The 18,052-nt window shown below is 34.5% G+C and carries 17 protein-coding genes and 2 tRNA genes; 9 read left to right on the plus strand and 10 right to left on the minus strand.

Annotated features, from left to right (window positions below; all coding sequences use genetic code 11):
• Positions 1–9 precede the first annotated feature (9 nt).
• The 7 genes from ACQH21_RS01870 to ACQH21_RS01900 form a co-directional block, all read right to left on the minus strand.
• The gene (locus tag ACQH21_RS01870; protein WP_425384384.1) at positions 10–1,353 is read right to left on the minus strand and encodes a hypothetical protein; all 1,344 of its coding nucleotides are present in this window, start codon (positions 1,351–1,353) and stop codon (positions 10–12) included.
• A 264-nt stretch (positions 1,354–1,617) separates the two neighbouring features.
• Positions 1,618–2,400, minus strand: a complete 783-nt coding sequence (locus ACQH21_RS01875; protein ID WP_425384385.1) for an Rpn family recombination-promoting nuclease/putative transposase — start codon at positions 2,398–2,400, stop codon at positions 1,618–1,620.
• Positions 2,397–3,737 carry a group II intron reverse transcriptase/maturase gene (gene ltrA / locus ACQH21_RS01880; protein ID WP_425384540.1) on the minus strand — a complete coding sequence of 447 codons (1,341 nt, stop codon included), beginning with the start codon at positions 3,735–3,737 and terminating at the stop codon, positions 2,397–2,399. Before ltrA ends, ACQH21_RS01875 begins: the two co-directional genes overlap by 4 nt.
• A complete protein-coding gene (locus tag ACQH21_RS01885; protein WP_425384047.1) occupies positions 3,673–3,945 on the minus strand; it encodes a reverse transcriptase N-terminal domain-containing protein in 273 nt (90 codons plus the stop codon). Before ACQH21_RS01885 ends, ltrA begins: the two co-directional genes overlap by 65 nt.
• Positions 3,946–4,380: 435 nt before the next feature.
• Positions 4,381–4,578: a hypothetical protein gene (locus tag ACQH21_RS01890; protein ID WP_230609272.1), complete on the minus strand. Its 198-nt coding sequence runs from the start codon at positions 4,576–4,578 to the stop codon at positions 4,381–4,383.
• 48 nt (positions 4,579–4,626) lie between these two features.
• Positions 4,627–5,700, minus strand: coding sequence for an AI-2E family transporter (locus ACQH21_RS01895; RefSeq protein WP_264377590.1), 1,074 nt, complete (start codon positions 5,698–5,700; stop codon positions 4,627–4,629).
• A gap of 49 nt (positions 5,701–5,749) precedes the next feature.
• Positions 5,750–6,637, minus strand: a complete 888-nt coding sequence (locus ACQH21_RS01900) for an alpha/beta hydrolase (RefSeq protein ID WP_265014937.1) — start codon at positions 6,635–6,637, stop codon at positions 5,750–5,752.
• Between the two features lie 102 nt (positions 6,638–6,739).
• Between ACQH21_RS01900 and ispD the strand changes: the two genes are divergently transcribed.
• Positions 6,740–7,945, plus strand: a complete 1,206-nt coding sequence (gene ispD, locus ACQH21_RS01905; RefSeq protein WP_264377591.1) for a 2-C-methyl-D-erythritol 4-phosphate cytidylyltransferase — start codon at positions 6,740–6,742, stop codon at positions 7,943–7,945.
• A gap of 84 nt (positions 7,946–8,029) precedes the next feature.
• Here ispD and ACQH21_RS01910 read toward each other — a convergent pair whose 3' ends face one another.
• The 3 genes from ACQH21_RS01910 to ACQH21_RS01920 form a co-directional block, all read right to left on the minus strand.
• Entirely contained in the window at positions 8,030–8,896 is an 867-nt protein-coding gene (locus ACQH21_RS01910) for a ParB/RepB/Spo0J family partition protein (protein ID WP_264376151.1), read from the minus strand.
• Entirely contained in the window at positions 8,893–9,735 is an 843-nt protein-coding gene (locus tag ACQH21_RS01915; protein WP_010404000.1) for a ParA family protein, read from the minus strand. Before ACQH21_RS01915 ends, ACQH21_RS01910 begins: the two co-directional genes overlap by 4 nt.
• A gap of 86 nt (positions 9,736–9,821) precedes the next feature.
• Positions 9,822–12,302 carry a response regulator gene (locus ACQH21_RS01920; protein ID WP_264686748.1) on the minus strand — a complete coding sequence of 827 codons (2,481 nt, stop codon included), beginning with the start codon at positions 12,300–12,302 and terminating at the stop codon, positions 9,822–9,824.
• 159 nt (positions 12,303–12,461) lie between these two features.
• On the opposite strand from ACQH21_RS01920, the gene hemF reads away from it, so the two are divergent.
• The 8 genes from hemF (at position 12,462) to sucD (ending at position 18,047) form a co-directional block, all read left to right on the plus strand.
• Positions 12,462–13,286, plus strand: coding sequence for an oxygen-dependent coproporphyrinogen oxidase (gene hemF, locus ACQH21_RS01925; protein WP_425384386.1), 825 nt, complete (start codon positions 12,462–12,464; stop codon positions 13,284–13,286).
• An 82-nt stretch (positions 13,287–13,368) separates the two neighbouring features.
• On the plus strand, positions 13,369–14,508 hold the full coding sequence (locus ACQH21_RS01930; RefSeq protein ID WP_179949529.1) for a hypothetical protein: 1,140 nt from the start codon (positions 13,369–13,371) through the stop codon (positions 14,506–14,508).
• 68 nt (positions 14,509–14,576) lie between these two features.
• Positions 14,577–14,648: transfer RNA gene (locus ACQH21_RS01935), tRNA-Glu, on the plus strand.
• A 32-nt stretch (positions 14,649–14,680) separates the two neighbouring features.
• Positions 14,681–15,376, plus strand: a complete 696-nt coding sequence (locus ACQH21_RS01940) for a 16S rRNA (uracil(1498)-N(3))-methyltransferase (RefSeq protein ID WP_425384387.1) — start codon at positions 14,681–14,683, stop codon at positions 15,374–15,376.
• A gap of 122 nt (positions 15,377–15,498) precedes the next feature.
• Positions 15,499–15,572: transfer RNA gene (locus tag ACQH21_RS01945), tRNA-Pro, on the plus strand.
• Positions 15,573–15,770: 198 nt separating this feature from the next.
• Complete coding sequence (gene rpsU / locus ACQH21_RS01950; protein ID WP_007302350.1) at positions 15,771–15,971, plus strand: 30S ribosomal protein S21; 201 nt, start codon at positions 15,771–15,773, stop codon at positions 15,969–15,971.
• Between the two features lie 30 nt (positions 15,972–16,001).
• Positions 16,002–17,162, plus strand: coding sequence for an ADP-forming succinate--CoA ligase subunit beta (sucC, locus tag ACQH21_RS01955; RefSeq protein WP_425384388.1), 1,161 nt, complete (start codon positions 16,002–16,004; stop codon positions 17,160–17,162).
• A 3-nt stretch (positions 17,163–17,165) separates the two neighbouring features.
• Positions 17,166–18,047 carry a succinate--CoA ligase subunit alpha gene (gene sucD / locus ACQH21_RS01960; protein ID WP_064085491.1) on the plus strand — a complete coding sequence of 294 codons (882 nt, stop codon included), beginning with the start codon at positions 17,166–17,168 and terminating at the stop codon, positions 18,045–18,047.
• The last annotated feature ends 5 nt before the right edge of the window (positions 18,048–18,052 follow it).

Genomic DNA, 18,052 nt, shown 5'->3' on the forward strand with positions numbered 1-18,052 from the left:
AAAACACCTCTATTTACTGTGACCAGACAAACCGCTAACACCAGGAGTTCCTAACATGGACTGTGGATGATCACCATAGGCAACAACCTCAGGAGATAAGGGCATCTTCTTCCCCTCTAACTGAGAAAATAATCTTCTTGCTAATTCACTGTAGTCAATACCCTCTTTCATACCTTTTCTACCAACCATTTTTAAATTTTCAACTATACAGTCCTTAAAAGATGAAAAATCTTTAGGTGAGCAACACTTTTTAGCAAACAATAAAATTTCTAATATTTCTTCTCTCTTTTCAGAATCACCTTTATCATCATCGTGTTTCCAATCAACAACTAACGCTGCAAGAGTATCTTGTATTGATATATCAGAAACAACAGCAGCTCTTTTATGCTGATCAAAGCGATCACACTTCCAGAGATTTATTATCATCTTTCTAATTTCCAGACCAGGATTTTGTAACATGACCTTTGAAATAGAAAAAAGAAGAAGTGAGTAATTTTGGCTTGAAAGTATTTTATTTGCTGGTATTACAGTTTGTTCAAGAGTCAAATTTTCAACAACATCCTCAACTGTATCAACAAACCCCCAACGTATCAATGGGTTAAGAAGTGAGTATATTCCCTCATCTTCCTGTGATAATTTATCTAGCAGGGCATTTTTATCACCTATGTTACGCACACAAAAATCTAGAATGGCAGCACTATTTTGGTTACATTGAGCAGAGGATAAAGCAATAATTGTTTCAGTAATCTTCTTATCTTTATCTTCTCTTTTCAAACGGTTACAAAAATATTCTACTCCTTCGCTCCACTTAAATTTTACAGCTCTCTCAAAACCATCTACCACATTATCATGTTGCTCTAATTCTCCAGACTCTTTATTGATCCAAAAACTGAATACAGGATCCTGACTCTTCATATATTCTAGTAATGAGTCTCTCATGTATCTGTCAGTTATTGGATTGCTGTCACCATCAACTGCATCAGAAGGAAAACTATCCTTGTAAGATGCAAATTGCTCTTGAAAGAGAGGATGAATCTTATCTACCAGACAATACCTACATGCCATATCATATCTCGAAAGCGGGTTCTCTATTTCACCTGATTTTTCTTCAGTAAACCTCTGTCCTAAAATTGTGTTGTTCAATCTAGTACCTGACCAACAATTTTCATCGCGAAATATGTTGCATAAGAATTCTAATTTGCTGTCTTCGAGATGTTTCACTTGCCTAGTATAGGTTTTTACCCATCTTTCAATAGCTAAACGCTTTCCAGCAGCAATTTTAGAATCTGCATATTTTATAACACCCTGTAATTTTTTAAGCACTGTAGCATGACGATCTGTTTTTCTTGGCATTGCACTCTCCATATAAAAATACTTACTGCATTATGCAAAAATTAGAATCAAATATCAACACTAAACTTATCAAGAACAAGAAAAATTTTATGAAAAACATTTTCTATATTTCGATATTATGCATTTAACTGATACGTAGAATTGGTGAGAAAATCAAACAGGCCATAGCGAGAATAGCGGAAGAGTTAGATATAGGCTCTAGACTAGTGGATAAAGAAATATAATAAGTTAAAAATGGATAGAGCTTTAAGGGAGTTGCAATACTTAGGCTTTTTTCTTGAGTTGTTCAATTTCATCTATCGAAAGGCCGGTAGACTCAGCTATTAAGTTAACAGATACGCTAGCTTTCAGTAAGTTTTTTGCAACTTCAATTTTACCTTCAATTTTACCTTTTTCATGGCCAATTTGGATGCCTCTTTCTTCTCCAACTCTAAGACCCTCATCAAACTTTTGAGCAAAAGCAGCTATCTCATCCATTATGCGTTTTTTCATTTGTTCATATGCTAGTAACTCTTCTTCTGACCAATTAAACTTATTCATCTCTTCATAAGCTCGTTTTATTATTACGTCACTACCAACTATTTTATCTAGGTCCTCTTCCCTTGTTTCTGCTGCATATCGAAAAAAATAACACCATTTTTCTACTATATTTTCTAGTTGATCTTCTTTCGTCTTTGTAAATTTTGGTAGTTCAATGAATACAAAGTAGAAGTCCTTTAAGTCGTGCTCAAAGCTATTCTTATCCAAGATGACATGATTTGATTTGTACTCAGCCTTATCTGGAAAAATAATGCAATCAGCAACAGCTATAAAGATTATTTCCTTGAGGTTATGATAATCATTCCCTTGATCTGCTTGACTTGAATAGGCTTTAGCAGCATAATATTGAGCACGCTTTTCGAAGCCTTTGGTCTTAGTAAACTGGTCAGGTAAGGAAGCAGTATTACTACTACCCCCTCCCTTAGAAACGCAGCATGCAGGTTTCCCAACACTACGCTTGAGCCCCTTATCTAAGTTCTTCTTTTCTAGAACCGGCTTGTCCTTCATGATTCCTCAGGAAACATCATTCTTAATGGTGACACCAACAGTAGAGAACCTTCTCTTGAGAAAGAGCTTGCTAACATTCTTGTTCGTTTCACTCTCTCATCAAAATACTTTTTCCATTTTAAGTCAAGGGGATTTGCATCCGCTCTGATTTTAACATGTCGTCTGATAGGTATATCAATCAGCTTAAGCAGTCTTAAATACCGTATCTCTTTTGGTTTGTTCTTGCATAGGGGTGCAGCAAAAACCCATTGGCGTTGACCCATTACTTTGAAGTAACGATTCTTTATCCAACGTAATCCTTTACGAGGATGTCTTTTCTTTGCCCATTTCCATAAACTATGCCAAATTTCATTGTCGATCTTTCTAAACGCTTTTTTAGCACACACATGGTGATAGTAATTTCCCCATCCTCTCAGTAGAGAGTTGAGTGACTTAATTACTATAGCCTGAGTGTTCGCTATATTTGCTTTTATCAATGTACGTGCTTTATTAAGAAGTCTTTTAATACTTTCTTTCGAAGGTTTAATAATTAACTTCTTATTATATCTACGTACATTACAACCAAGAAAGTCAAACCCTGTTGTGATAGATGTAATCTTTGTCTTCTCTTCTGACAGAATTAAACCTCGCTCATGAAGAAAAGATGATACTAAAGGCTTAACTTCCTTTTCCAGTACTTCATGTGTGAAACCTGAAATAATAAAGTCGTCTGCGTATCTGATTACATTCACTCCACTTCTGATTTTGTTTCTTTTTCTACTGCCGAGTTTACCAAATCGACTTTCCAATAACTTTTCAAGTCCGTTTAAGGCTAAATTGGCTAGTATTGGAGAAATTATACCACCTTGCGGGGTACCTGCAGTTGTGGGATACAGAGTTTTTGATTCTAGGAAGCCAGCTTTTAACCAACTATGCAGAATTTTTTTCTCCATAGGAATATGCTTCATAAGCCATTCATGATTAATGTTGTCAAAGCATCCTTTGATATCACCTTCAAGTATCCATTGTAGTTGATTACGACTTGCCAGTAACAAATGACAAGCTACTGTAGCATCTGCACAGGATCTTTTAGGTCTAAAGCCATAGGAGTGACGATCACTGATCGTTTCAGCTATCGGTTCCAGAGCAAACAGATATAATGCTTGCATGGCTCTATCTTTTATCGTGGGTATTCCAAGAGGTCTTCTTTTGCCATTAGATTTACTGATATAAATCCGTTTTAGCGGAGAAGGTTTATATCCTCTTTGCTTTAACTGCTTTATTCCTTGAAATTTAGCATTGCAAGTTGACCATAGTTGACGATCTACACCCGCTGTGTTTTTTTCCTTGGTTTTCAGTTACTCTCTTAACAGCCAAAGCTTTTCCGCTAAAAGAGCGTGTGAGAAGATGTTGTAAAGTTTTTACCTTACCCCATCTTCCTTCTTGGACAGCCTTAACAATACGTCTTTGTAGCCTCACAATAACTTTCTGGCAGTTCTTCCATGGCAACTGCTTCCATGCTTCAAAGCTTTTGGTAGATGCACTTACAGGTTTACTTGTAATCATCTGCTTTCCTACCTTAAGTGGTTAACAAAGTTTCTTGTCACGAGGGACCAAACGGAAGTCTGCTCGTTTTCACGCGAATTAATGTTACAAATTCTATCCATTTCGTTACAAAATGGCATTCGCTTTCTCCATTCTCCTTTACCTGCACTTCCATCAGCATTCCTTGCGGTTTGCTTGCCATGTAGGCGAAAATACAGGCTTACCCTGTTTCTCCAGTCATACAATAGTGGGTTAGGTGGCTTCTCTATACCGGTGGAGTTATTATTTGCGTACATCTAGAAATGAAAAATGTAACTTATCCACATTACCTTTTGGTCAGAGCTTATCAGCATCTTTAGCTCTTTCATCGTATCGGTACTTATAAAGCTTCACTTACGTTCACCATACCACTAGCCTAGCCCTCCAACCACATGATGCTTGCAGTTTATGCCCCTCTCACGATTGAGCATCTTCTTTTTCAAGAGGAGGTTCATTGTCCGCATCGCTTGGCACCAACCGGTTGCCCGATTCGCACTGATGCGTAGACTCAGACGGCAAAACATCTGGTTTAATAAGTTTTAGAATCCTTTCAGTTTCTTTCTGAATGAATTCCTCTCCTTTTAAACAATATGACCGAAGACTTTCAGGTCGCACCATCTCTATAATGTATCAGAGGTCCTTTTTCTTTTTATCGTGAACTAATTAGCCATTTTTATAAAGCTCACTTTCAAAATATTTATTGATTGCATATTCTACTAATACAATGAACATTCCTATTATTGGAATAAAAAATAATATACCTATAAACCCAAAATATGAGGTGCATATGACAACTCCTAAAATAATGATAGTTGGATGTATATGAACTTTTTTTCCTATTAATAAAGGCACTAATATGCTTGAGTCTATTAATTGACCAACACTAAATAATAGCAAGACAGCAGTACTTTCAAACCATCCACTAAATTGAGTAATGGCGCTCAAAAATCCGATAATAGTGTATAATAATGGCCCTATATAGGGTATAAATGTTAATGTTCCTGATAAAATTCCAATAGCTACAGAATGCTTCAGCCCAATTATGCTAAGGCCCACGGAGTAAAAGATCATCATGACTATACATACGTTTAACTGTCCCTTTAGGTAATTAGATATAATGAAATCTACTTTGGAAAAATAACCTGCAGCTTTTTCTCTGTAAAGAATGGGAATTAGTTTATTAGCCTTTTCTACAATTGCAGGCCAATCACGTAATACATAAAAAAACACCACAAGCGTAATAGCTATTAATGATACCATGTAAATCAAATTAAAGCTTGAATTTAGCACTTGAATTATAAGATTACTGCCCATGCTAAGAGCATTTATAAAATAAGATATATAATCACTGTAATTTTCTACTAGATTTTTAGACAAGTGATCAAATAAACTATCTTCAGTTTTTATATTAAGAAATTCTAGCACAGAAGGAATCACTTTAAGCTTTAATGAAGGTATCTTATTCACTAAGAAATTTAATATTAAAGTAATTTGAAAATATATAATAGGTAAAACAAATGTGATAACTAATATAAAAGCTATCAATAAGGTAAGTATTATAAAAACTACAGAACATGAACGTGGTATTCTATATTTTTCAAACTTGGTTACTAGCGGGTTAAATAGATGTGCAACAAAAACAGATATTAGACACGGAACAATCATAGGACGCATCAAAAATAATGCCCCTATTATGAAAAGCAGTACACAACAAATAGTTATATGACGTTTTTGCATGTGTTTAGAATAGTTAATTTACCGAAAAATATACAGTTTTTTGTAAGTACTATCTATTCATTATTTTATTAGGCATGAGATCAGCCAAATTTTCACTCAATTGCCAACTAGATAAAACTCCGTTATGCGGGTTATCTGTAAAGCCTCTCAGATTAACGATCTTAATCGAATTTCTATTTAACAATAGATCATCTACTGCCTTTGCCAATTGTGCAGGATATGGTATTAAGGTGTCTCTTTCATGATTAATGACTACTATTGGTATATTATCATTTTGTAGCTTTTGTATATTGCTTACTATATCAAAATCTAAATTTAGGACCTTAAGCATCTTTTTCAATAAGCATGAGGGCAGTACACTTAAAATTTTTGCTTGAGGAATTGGAAAATGCTTTATTGCATTATGAAAAGAGCTGAAAGTGCTAGTAAAAATAACGCCTCCAAGTTTAATATTTTTGTCTGTAAAATATTTTAATACTTCTGATGCAACTGCTCCTCCAAAGGAATGGCCGAAAAGTATGATGTTTTCAGGTTTTACACCCTTGTCCATTAATTCATTGATTTTTTTTATCGAAGACTGAGATAAGCTTTTATTCTTATTTATAAATGGAATCATGAGTATTGATATAGACAAAAAAGTGCAAATCAAAGCTGCTAATATTGCTGAATTCGCTGTCCTAGACGTCATTGGGTTGGTAAATAATATCAGAGCGGGTGATAATATGGATATTCCTAAAAATAAGAAACTAGCTATTGCGTAAGTTATATAGTTTTGAAATGCAATTGGGTATTTATGTGCATGAGTGTAGAAATTAGACCTATGGAGATATGTAGATCTATCTTGTATATACCTGGACGCATTTTTATAATTATCACCTATTCCATGAAAAAATATAAGATGTATCTCATTTTCTTTATTATACTTAGCAACGTGCATTATTTCCCTCTAACATATATTACACCTAGTAAAAGAATATTCTTTTTTGAGAATTGGATCAAACTTTTTTAAAATGCTAGATAACTTGTATTAACAACGAAAATGATAAGCATGTACACTAACAGACTTGAGGAATACAAGATAGCAGCATTAATAGTTGCAGCAGGAGTAGGCAGTAGATGCAATGCCAAAATCCCTAAACAGTATATAAAACTGGCAGGTAAGTCTGTTTTATTTCACACAATTAGAAAATTCTTAGCTAATCAGTACATAAGTTACATAAGAGTGGTAGTAAATGAAAGTCAAAAAGATTTCTATAAAGAAGTTACGTCATCAACTATAGATACTAAATTGCTGAGTCCAGTATGTGGAGAAAAAAGCAGGCAGAGTTCAGTTAAACTTGGACTGGAGAGTTTGCAAAAGATCAATCCAGATTTTGTTATTATACATGATGCTTGTAGGCCTTTTGTATCAAATATTCTAATAAATAACTTGATTGAATCTATGATTAATGGTCAATATACAGGAGTAGTTCCAGCAATAGAAGTCGAGGATACTATATCGTTGGTGAGTAATAATTTCGTTGAATCTGCGATTTCAAGAGAAAAACTTAGAGCCATACAAACCCCTCAAATTTTTAATTTCAGAGAATTATTATCGTGCCATCAGTCAGTCAAAGAATTTACTGATGATTCATCACTAATGGTGGAGCATAAAAAACATGTTGCGATTATTGAAGGTGAGAAAAAGAATTTTAAGTTAACTACAAAAGAGGATATCAATATGGCAAAACTTCTCTTTGGAGAGCCAAAATTCCGTGTCGGAACCGGTTATGATATACATAAATTTGTTAAAATTCAAAATGATGCTAAGAGCTTTATAAAAATTTGTGGTGTGGAAATTGAGCATAATATGGCAATAGAGGCACATTCCGATGGTGATGTTGCAATACATGCAATCGTTGATGCAATACTCGGAGCACTAGGATGTGGCGATATAGGAGAACATTTTCCTCCTAATTCCTCTAAATGGAAGGATTGCAATTCATCTCATTTTCTTGACTTTGCTGCTAAAAAAGCACAGGAAAAAGGATATAGCGTGTCTAATTTAGATATTACTATAGTTTGTGAAGAGCCTAAAATATCGCCTTACAAAGCAGGAATGAAGGAATTCATATCAAAAATATTAGAAATTAATGGTGAATTCGTAAATATCAAAGCAACCACAGCGGAAAAATTAGGTTCTATTGGAAGAAATGAGGGAATAGCAACGTATGCTTCTGTGCTATTGCGTGCAAATTTTTATTGAAGGTAGAAACGAAATAACTTACTTGACAAACTCCACCATTTCACTTCCATTGCAAGGAAAGTGGGAAGGTTTGTCAAGAAATTTCTATGAGCTACTTTCGACATTAATAGCTGATTCAAGTCTTCTATTCAAAATTTTCAATATAAAATCCAATTCATTTGAGTTGTTATAACGTATCATGACTTTACCCTTAGAATTACTGTCATTAATTTTGATCTTTAAACCAAGCTGAGAAGATATAGCTCCTTCTAATGCTGCCATATCTTGATTTTTAGTACAATTATGCTCTTTTCGGTCGTTATTTTGTTGTAAGTCTTTTATCAATTTTTCAGTTTGTCTAACGCTCAGGCCCTGAGAAACTATTCTTTCTGCAATACTTTCCGCATTTTCAACATTAATCAATGCTCTTGCATGACCCATAGACAATTTTTTCTCGTTGATCATTGTTTTTACTCCATTAGGGAGTGACAGCATTCGTATCATATTGGTTATGTGACTGCGGCTTTTACCTAAAGTTAAGGCTAATTCTTCGTGTGTATAGGAGAATTCATCTATTAGTTTTCTGTACGCCTCACCTTCTTCTATTGGATTAATATCTTGCCTCTGTATGTTTTCAATTATCGATACTTCTAAGCATTCCTTGTCATTTAAATCTTTTATGATAACCGGCACACTATCAAGATTTATGACCTTACTTGCTCGCCAACGACGTTCCCCTGCTACTATTTCATAACCTTCATTATTTGGATCTTTGCGCACCACAACAGGTTGTATTATACCATTTTTCTCTATCGAACCTGCAAGTTCTTTTAATGACTCCTCATCAAAATATTTTCTCGGCTGAAATTTGCTCGGGTGTAGTAATGAAATAGGTAACCGATCTTCTTTATTACCATAATTATCGCCTATGAGGCCAGCAAGACCTCTACCTAAGCGCCTATTGTCCTTCACGCTGCACCCTCACTTATCAGCTTTTTCTCTTTACAGATGCTCATGTGTTTCTTTAAAATTTCTTTTGCCAAACTTATATATGCTTGTGCACCAGGACACTTAAGATCATATACAATAGCAGGTTTTCCATGAGAAGGCGCTTCTGATAACCGTACATTACGTGGAATAATGGTCACATACAAGGGGATAATAGTTTTATATACTTTATCATTTAAATATTGGCAAATATCATTTTTAATCTGCTCACTAAGTTTGTTGCGTCTGTCATACATTGTGAGCAATATTCCTTCTATTAACAGGAAAGGGTTTAGGTTATTTCTTTTTATCAGCTCTACAGTCTTAACTAAATGGCTCAATCCTTCCAGAGCGAAAAATTCACACTGAAGAGGAACAATAATCGAGTCAGCAGCGGTCAGAGCATTGATAGTAAGCAGACCAAGTGATGGAGGACAATCGATAATTATGTACTCATAATTATTACGTACTTTCTCTAGCGTATCTTTTAGTACGAATTTTCCCTGCTCAAGTTGTGATAGCTCAATTTCTGCAGCTGATAAGTCAACCACTGATGAAATCAGCGATAGATTTGGAATTTCCTTTATATTGAAAATTGCCGATTCCACCAATTCACTTTCGCTGCTCAGCAGTATTTTATATATATTTTTTTCTTCCCTGCTACGATAAGAAATCCCAAGTCCTGTACTAGCATTTCCTTGAGGGTCAAGATCTACCAGTAAAGTACTTTTTCCCACAGCAGCAAAGGCTGTTGATAAATTTATACTAGTTGTAGTTTTACCAACTCCACCCTTTTGATTTACTATTGCAATGATCTTGCTCACGCCTTTTATCTTATGTATAAAATAACTCTATTGTATATATGCAAGAAATTTTTGCATTAGAAAAATTTTTTTGTTGCCAATCATGCTCAAAGTAAACTGCCTTTTTTTGTCTTGTGTAACACACTTTGAACCTTATTTCCTAACTCATTCAGAGTAAATGGTTTGGGTAAAAAATGGAAGTCTTCTATATTGATTTCATCGCTCTTTAAAAAAGCATCCTCTGTATACCCAGAAATAAAAATAACTTTGATGTTTGGCCTATGTATCAATGTTTCTTTAACTATTTCTGGACCACTCACCTCTGGCATGATTACATCAGTGATTATTAGATCTATGTGTTGATTTTTTTTTCTAATGATCTCTAGTGCCTCGCTGCCTATACTCGCTTCTATTACATTAAATCCTTTTCTTGTAAGAGCCTTAGCAGTAAATTCCCTTACTGAATCTTCATCTTCAATTAATAAAATTATACCATTACCTTTAATCTCTACCGGTTTCTCTATTTCTTTACTATCTTCCTCTTTATCATTTTCATCCGATATGTAAACTATGGGCAAAAATATGCTAAATTTAGTTCCATGATTCACTTTGCTAGCAACATAGATGTATCCTTCGGTTTGTTTAATAATGCCATATACAGTAGAGAGGCCAAGACCTGTACCAGAAGTAATATCTTTGGTAGAAAAAAATGGATCAAATGCCTTTTCAATTATATCACTCGTCATTCCACATCCAGTATCAATCACTTCAATCACAACATAATTCCCATGTTCAATCGTTTCCTTATCTGGAGAAAACATATCCTGAGGTGTAGAATTTAATGAATCAACCTTTTGATTAAAGGTTCGTATAGTTAACTCTCCCCCCTTTTCCATAGCAGCACCAGCATTAACTGCTAAGTTAAGCATAACTTGCTCTAATTGTCCTTGGTCAGCCCTAACAGCACCCAAATCGCTACCATAATAAATATTAAATTTTATATTTTCACCTATTAATCTTTTGATCATTTCATAAAGATTAGCTATCGTACCATTTACATTAATAATCTTTGGCTGCAAAGTCTGTCTTCTTGAAAAAGCAAGCAGTTGTCTTACTAAATTTGACCCACGTTTTGCATTTTGCTGTATCTGTATTATATCTCCAAAAGATGGATCGCTAGCTGAGTGCTGGAGTAAAAGCAAATCACAAAATCCTATTATTCCGGTTAATATATTATTGAAATCATGTGCAATACCACCTGCTAATTGCCCTATAGCTTGCACCTTTTGATAATGCTCAAGTTTTATCTCTAGTTTTTTACGTTCAGTATTATCAATAAAATAACAAAGTATGAACATCACTTTATTATGAAGAAACTTATTAAAATATATTTTCATGTTATTACCGCAATTGAGCTGCACATCAAAGGACGCATTATTTATCCTATTACTTGAAAAATATTCACGCACTTTCATATGATAACCATCTGATATCAATGCAAAGATAGAACCATTATTTGACCCCGCAAGTTTTACTAATGCTATATTTTTCTTTATAAAATTGCCATTTATGTCGCATTGTGCAATAGCAATTGACGAATTTGTAAAACAAGGGTGTAGTTGATAATCAACAATATTTGATTCAGTTGGTGTTATAAAGCCGTGTATATAGCTATGATTGTATTTATCACAAAATATAGCAGTACTCATATAAGCCTTAAATGGAGCACCGCTTATAGTAAAAAACATAATTTCATTTTTGGTTATTGTATCGTCATACTTAGATTGAGATATAAAATCATTGATTGAGCTACCTTTTTCCAATTTTTTTAGTTCAAACATGTCTAAAAATCTTTTATTTACAGATAAGATACCTCCTTTTGTATTTGCAACGTAAGTTGCTATATTGTGTTTCTCTATCAACTCTTCATATACCTGCTCTTTGTTTACCTGTGTTGCCTTCAGTACAAAATACCCATTCGGTCTTGCTATTGGGGCTAATGATAAATTTAAAGTCTTATTACTATTTATAGCAATTTGTGGATTATCCGGTATTGGTTCAGAGAGCAAAAGAAAGTTAGATATTCTACTCTTCTTGCTTAATGAAATGCATACTTTTACAGAAGTGTTATTTCTTAACGCATGATAGAGTGATTTTCTGTCTTTTTCTGACACATCTCCTGCTTCAAGAATTTTATCTAGCGTAACATCATCGTTTATGTGATCTTTAAACCTTTCGTAGAACCTCGCATCAGCATAAATAATACCCTCATCTTTATGTAAAATGAGACAAAACTCTGTATTATGATTCAGCGCATTTGCAAATATTGCATTTTGAAACTCTATGATATTAAGTAGATACTTGTAACGTTTTATATTATATGCCACAAAGAGAGTCATTAGAATGCTAATTAATAAATTAATCTCTATATTAACATGCTGACTATATACATTAGAAAAATAGAGTACTGATATTGCTATTGGAGGTAAGAACATAATGACTGCCATCACAATAATTGACATCCCATAATTTCTTAGTATGAAGTCAACTCTGTTCTCTTTTTTGTTATCTATGTATCTTTTACTCATTATTATTGCTTGGCATCCTTGCACATATAAAAATATTCTACTATATTGATTGAATTATTATAGATTTATTAACATCCTTGATGGGTAGTTACTATCCCAATCTAATTAATTCCTGTAAATATAGAGTACAATAATATTAATAAGCCAACAGAAGGCATTATGGAAAAACAAAAGACACAAGCATTTGAATGGTTCTGCGCACTGAGAAACAAGATCACCGAATCTTTCTTATCAATTGAGTTACAGTCATTCACAGAACCAAAAATCGAAAAAAGAAATTGGAACCGACCAGGTGGAGGAAGTGGTGAATCTACAATTATCTTTGGTAATATTTTTGAAAAAGTTGGAGTAAACGTTTCAAGAGTATACGGAAAGCTCGCAGACTCAGCCATTAATGAAATTCCTGGTGCAAGTGAAAGCAATGGAGAGTTTTGGGCAAGCGGTATATCTTTAGTGTCTCACATGCAATCTCCCCTTATCCCTGCAGCACATATGAACACAAGGCTGATATATACCTCAAAACAATGGTTTGGTGGAGGAATGGACTTTACTCCAATTTATAAAGATGAGGGAGATTGCAAGTATATTCACGAATCAATTAAAGCAACTTGCGATGAGTTCAACATCGAATATTATCCGAAATTTAAAAAGCAATGTGATGATTACTTTTTTTTACAACATAGAAAAGAGCCACGTGGTATTGGTGGAATTTTTTATGACAATCTAACTTCTGGCAACTGGAAAAATGATTTTGAGTTCACAAAAGCAGTAGGTGAAGCCTTTTTAGAAATTTACTTACACATCATACACAAACATATGCAAAAATCTTGGACAAAAGAACAACGAGAAGAACAATTGATAAAACGTGGCAGATATGTGGAGTTCAATCTTCTTTATGATCGTGGTACAAGGTTTGGTTTAATGACTAATGGTAACCCCGATGCAATTATGATGTCGATGCCGCCTCTTGTCAAGTGGGTGTGAAAAGCGGTTATTAATATAAAATAAATCGTTATAGTTTAAAATTGTACCACAATGGTGAGCTTTTATATAGAGGGGTACAATCATGGGTATAGTAGATAGTTTTTTAATTAAATCCGCTAGAAATAGCAATATAAGAGGCGTGAGGCTAGCTTTAAGTCTTCATAATATAGTAAACAGCTTTGAAAAACTCTTTTCTAGAATTAATCCTTTTAGGAACAAGGGGTCATTTGACTTGAATAATGATCAAACTTTAAATCGAGCTTTAGAGTATGCAGTAACAAATCTTGATCATAATGTAATGACGTTACTTATTAGTGCTGGAGCAAATATTAATGAAATAAATAATAGTATAGGAAATGTAATCCTTCAATACAAAATAGCATCAGAAGCTATGCAGTACGGAGATAAGGACAGTCTCAAAGATCGTAAAGAAAAATGTTGTTTAGTGCTTGGTGAGCTAATAAAAAAAGAAAGAAAAGAAATATTGGAGATTTTGAAACAAACGGAAAGTTGTGACAAGCTTAAAGAGGAAGTAGAGCTAAAATTTAAGGCCAACTCACCTAAAAAACCTCCTAGAATTTTTGAGCATGATGATATTTTACTTTTAAAAGAGCCCATTTATGATGAGGTATATGACGCTAAGGTTAGTAACTCATTAGAAGAGTTGAGCGTATCGGAAGAATCCATTTATGCTGAAGTATATGATTTGCATAAAAGATCTACTGAAAATTTATCATTGAAAGATAGTGGTTATTCTAGTATATCAGGAGAACCTATTTATGAAGATGTAGATGATTTCTCAGAGCAAAAAAAGCCCACTAGCTTAAATCATAAAGAGCAACCAGAGCCTATTTATGCTAAAGTAGATTTATCGAAAAAGAGATCAGAAAGACAAGCAAAACATATAAAAGATAATTCTGGGACTTATCATGGATTAGTGCAGGATAAAGTGAATAATTTGCAAGTAAAACTAAATGAGCAAAGTGCTAATAAGCCAGCGAGTCAGCAAATCAAGACCAAGGCTGGCTTTAACGTAAAAGAAATAAGGCAAAATTTTGAGCGTAGAGATTCTGGATACGATTCTGGCTATGATTCAGATACAAAAGTTGAACAAAAATTAGATTTAGGATCTAAAGCTCCTAAATCTGAGATAGGTTCAGTAAGCATTGAACATGGGGTAATAGGAGGCTGTCGATATAAAATCACTGATATATCACTCTAACTGTGTGATTCAAAATAATTGAATTGACTTTATATGTATAATCGATATAACTCAGTTAGATTCAAGTCGACTCTTTCGTCTAGTGGTTAGGACACCACCCTTTCACGGTGGTAACACGGGTTCAAATCCCGTAAGAGTCACTCAAACAGAATGCAAATAACTAAAGTTTTGAATGAAAAAAATTAGGCTTTATGTTGAAGAAGCTTTATCACAAAATGTAAGTTTGGCTCTTCATCCACGACAAAGTCACTATATTTACAATGTAATGCGGCTTAAGAAGCATGATAACATCTATCTTTTTAATGGAAAGGATGGAGAATGGTTAGGAGAAGTAGTGAATATATCAAGTAAATCGACAAAAATTATAATGAAAGAACGCACTAAACAACAACAACATGAAAAAAATCTATATTTGTATTGTGCTCTGGTAAAAAGCGGCGCCTTAAGCAACATAGTAAGACAAGCAACTGAAATGGGAGTAACCTGCATTCAATTTATTTCAACAGAACGTACAGTAGTAAAAAACATTAACCTAAGTAGAGCGAAATTACAGGCAATTGAAGCTGCGGAACAATCCGGTAGGACAAGTATACCACAGATTTTTCTTCCTATTAATTTTTGTGAATTATCCGATTCCCAGAATAAAAATTTTGTTTTGTGTGATGAAACAGGTGAAGGACAACCTCCTAATAAAGTTCTAAAAGGCAAGAAAAACGTTGCTATTATTGTTGGCCCCGAAGGTGGTTTTTCATCTTACGAACTTGATTCTGCCAATAAATTTTGTCAGAAACTGAGTCTAGGAAAAAGAATTTTGAGAGTTGATACTGCTGTAGTTGCTGCATTAACCTTCACCAATTGGTATAGCTAGATTTTTTAATATGGCTAGTGCAACTTGACACTCTATATAAAGAAATCTGCATTATATTTTTCCTAAAAGAAATAAATGAAACTTGCATTTTTCCGAACTATCGATACTCTTAGTAAAGAAGTCGGGGCGTAGCGCAGCCTGGTAGCGCATTTGGTTTGGGACCAAAGGGTCGGGAGTTCAAATCTCTCCGCCCCGAGATTAGAAAAATTACAAGAGCACTGTAACCTAAGAGCAATTTTTATCAGCAAGTAAATGATTGACAGCAGAATGAAGCTTTTTTCATATAAATCACTGCATATCATATTCTATCGCTCAAGTTTATAAAATAATTGACAATGTTAATTTTCTAATTTATAAATGGATTTTGAAGTGATTACCGAAGGAGGTATAGAGTTTGATTGAAGTATCAGTCCATTATGGTGATGTAGATAGAGCTCTTCCAGTGTTGAGAAAAATAATTCAAAAGGAAGGAAGAGGGCTCAAAATGAAAAAAAAATATCACGAAAAGAAATCAGAGAAAACAGCTAAAAAAAAAGCTGAAGCAAGGAAAAAGAGGTATCAGCAAGAATGCAGAAGACAGCGTTATGGTTGGTAGTTTTTACTAAGGTTAATAATTAGTTATCTTATGAATATTCATGAATATCAAGCAAAGGAAATTTTACACAAGTTTAATGTCCCGGTACCAAAGGGTTTTGTTGCTACATCTGCAGAAGGAGTAGAAACTCAAATAAATCAACTAAAATCTGACGTGTTTGTGGTTAAAGCTCAGATTCATGCAGGTGGTAGGGGTAAGGCTGGTGGCGTAAAGCTAGCAAAGTCAACTAAAGAAGCTCAACAACTTGTAAAGGACATGCTTGGCATAACTTTAGTTACTCATCAAACAGGGCCTAGTGGACAGCAGGTAAGAAGAGTATACATTGAGGAAGGTTCAAGCATTAAAAAAGAGTACTATTTGAGTCTAGTAGTTGATCCAAAGCTCAGTAGGTTAGTATTTATATTTTCCTCAGAAGGTGGAATGGGTATTGAAGAAGTGGCAAAAAATTCTCCTACAAAAATTGTGAAATTTGATATTGACCCTGCTACTGGTTTTACAAATCTTGATAACAGTAAACTTGCCAATAATTTTAATTTGAATTCAGAACAAATAGAAAGAATAACAAATATTGCAAAAAATATATATGATGCGTTTATTACAACTGATGCAAGCCAAATAGAAATTAACCCACTAGTTGAAACAAATTCCGGGGATTTTGTTGCACTTGATGCTAAAATTAATTTTGATGACAACGCTTTATATCGTCATCCAGAAATCGTGCAGCTTCGTGATTATGATGAAGAAGTTAAAGAAGAGATAGAAGCTTCAAAACATGGACTTAGTTACATCAAAATGGATGGCAATATTGGTTGCATGGTGAACGGTGCAGGTCTTGCTATGGCAACAATGGATATAATAAAGTACTATGGAGCAGAGCCTGCTAACTTTCTAGATGTTGGTGGTGGAGCAAGTAAGGAAACTGTCACTGAAGCATTTAAAATTATATTATCTGATAGTAATGTACAAGGAATTTTGGTTAATATATTTGGCGGTATAATGCGTTGTGATATCATTGCAAATGGAATAGTTGAAGCTGCAAAAGAAATAGATATTAAGGTCCCTTTAGTGGTTAGATTATCAGGCACTAACTTTAAAGAAGGAAAAAGAATTTTAGAAGAGTCAGGGCTAAATATTATTGCTGCAGACGAACTTGACGAGGCTGCACAGAAAATAGTACAAGAGGTGAAGTAGAGTATGTCTGTTTTAGTAAATAAAGATACAAGATTAATATGCCAGGGCTTTACTGGTGCACAAGGTACATTTCATTCAGAACAAGCAATTAGCTATGGAACCAAAATGGTTGGCGGTGTAACTCCTAGCAAGGGTGGAAGCACTCACCTTAATTTACCAGTTTTTAATACCGTAGCAGAAGCTAAAGAAAAAACTGATGTGAATGCTACTGTGATATATGTACCTGCTAAATTTGCAGCTGATGCAATACTTGAGGCAATAGATGCAGAGATAGAATTAATAGTTTGCATCACAGAGGGCATTCCTATACTTGACATGGTAAAGGTAAAGCACGCTCTCGCTGGTTCAAACAGTCGATTGATTGGCCCAAACTGTCCAGGGGTTATTACACCCGAAGAATGCAAAATAGGAATTATGCCAGGACATATTCACAGACGTGGACATATAGGAATTATGTCTCGTTCTGGAACTTTAACTTATGAAGCGGTAGCACAAACAACCGCTGTTGGTCTTGGTCAGTCAACATGTATAGGAATTGGAGGGGATCCTGTTCATGGTATGACGTTTGTTGACTGTATGGAGCTCTTTTTAAAAGATGACGATACTCATGGTATTGTAGTTATTGGTGAAATAGGTGGAAACGAAGAAGAGGATGTATCACATTTTGTGAAAACAGAAAAAACTAAAAAGCCAATCGTTGGTTTTGTAGCAGGTCAAACAGCACCTCCAGGAAGACGTATGGGGCACGCTGGGGCTATTATCTCCTCTAGTGGCGGAAGTGCTGGTGCAAAGTTAGAGGTTATGCGCAGTGCTGGGATTGCGATTGCAGAAACCCCTGCTGTGATTGGTAAAAAGGTGTTAGAAGTAATGAGTGTCAGTGCCTAGCCTAG

Origin of the sequence: Wolbachia endosymbiont (group B) of Eupithecia inturbata, assembly GCF_964030915.1 — a bacterium.
In the GTDB taxonomy this organism is placed as follows: domain Bacteria; phylum Pseudomonadota; class Alphaproteobacteria; order Rickettsiales; family Anaplasmataceae; genus Wolbachia.

What these genes read in the sequence shown, in the direction of transcription:
- ACQH21_RS01870 (WP_425384384.1), bottom strand. Translation starts at nt 1,353, where the DNA reads ATGCCAAGAAAAACAGATCGTCATGCTACAGTGCTTAAAAAATTACAG.
- ACQH21_RS01875 (WP_425384385.1), bottom strand. Translation starts at nt 2,400, where the DNA reads ATGAAGGACAAGCCGGTTCTAGAAAAGAAGAACTTAGATAAGGGGCTC.
- ACQH21_RS01885 (WP_425384047.1), bottom strand. Translation starts at nt 3,945, where the DNA reads ATGATTACAAGTAAACCTGTAAGTGCATCTACCAAAAGCTTTGAAGCA.
- ACQH21_RS01895 (WP_264377590.1), bottom strand. Translation starts at nt 5,700, where the DNA reads ATGCAAAAACGTCATATAACTATTTGTTGTGTACTGCTTTTCATAATA.
- ACQH21_RS01900 (WP_265014937.1), bottom strand. Translation starts at nt 6,637, where the DNA reads ATGCACGTTGCTAAGTATAATAAAGAAAATGAGATACATCTTATATTT.
- ispD (WP_264377591.1), top strand. Translation starts at nt 6,740, where the DNA reads ATGATAAGCATGTACACTAACAGACTTGAGGAATACAAGATAGCAGCA.
- ACQH21_RS01920 (WP_264686748.1), bottom strand. Translation starts at nt 12,302, where the DNA reads ATGAGTAAAAGATACATAGATAACAAAAAAGAGAACAGAGTTGACTTC.
- hemF (WP_425384386.1), top strand. Translation starts at nt 12,462, where the DNA reads ATGGAAAAACAAAAGACACAAGCATTTGAATGGTTCTGCGCACTGAGA.
- ACQH21_RS01930 (WP_179949529.1), top strand. Translation starts at nt 13,369, where the DNA reads ATGGGTATAGTAGATAGTTTTTTAATTAAATCCGCTAGAAATAGCAAT.
- ACQH21_RS01940 (WP_425384387.1), top strand. Translation starts at nt 14,681, where the DNA reads ATGAAAAAAATTAGGCTTTATGTTGAAGAAGCTTTATCACAAAATGTA.
- sucC (WP_425384388.1), top strand. Translation starts at nt 16,002, where the DNA reads ATGAATATTCATGAATATCAAGCAAAGGAAATTTTACACAAGTTTAAT.
- sucD (WP_064085491.1), top strand. Translation starts at nt 17,166, where the DNA reads ATGTCTGTTTTAGTAAATAAAGATACAAGATTAATATGCCAGGGCTTT.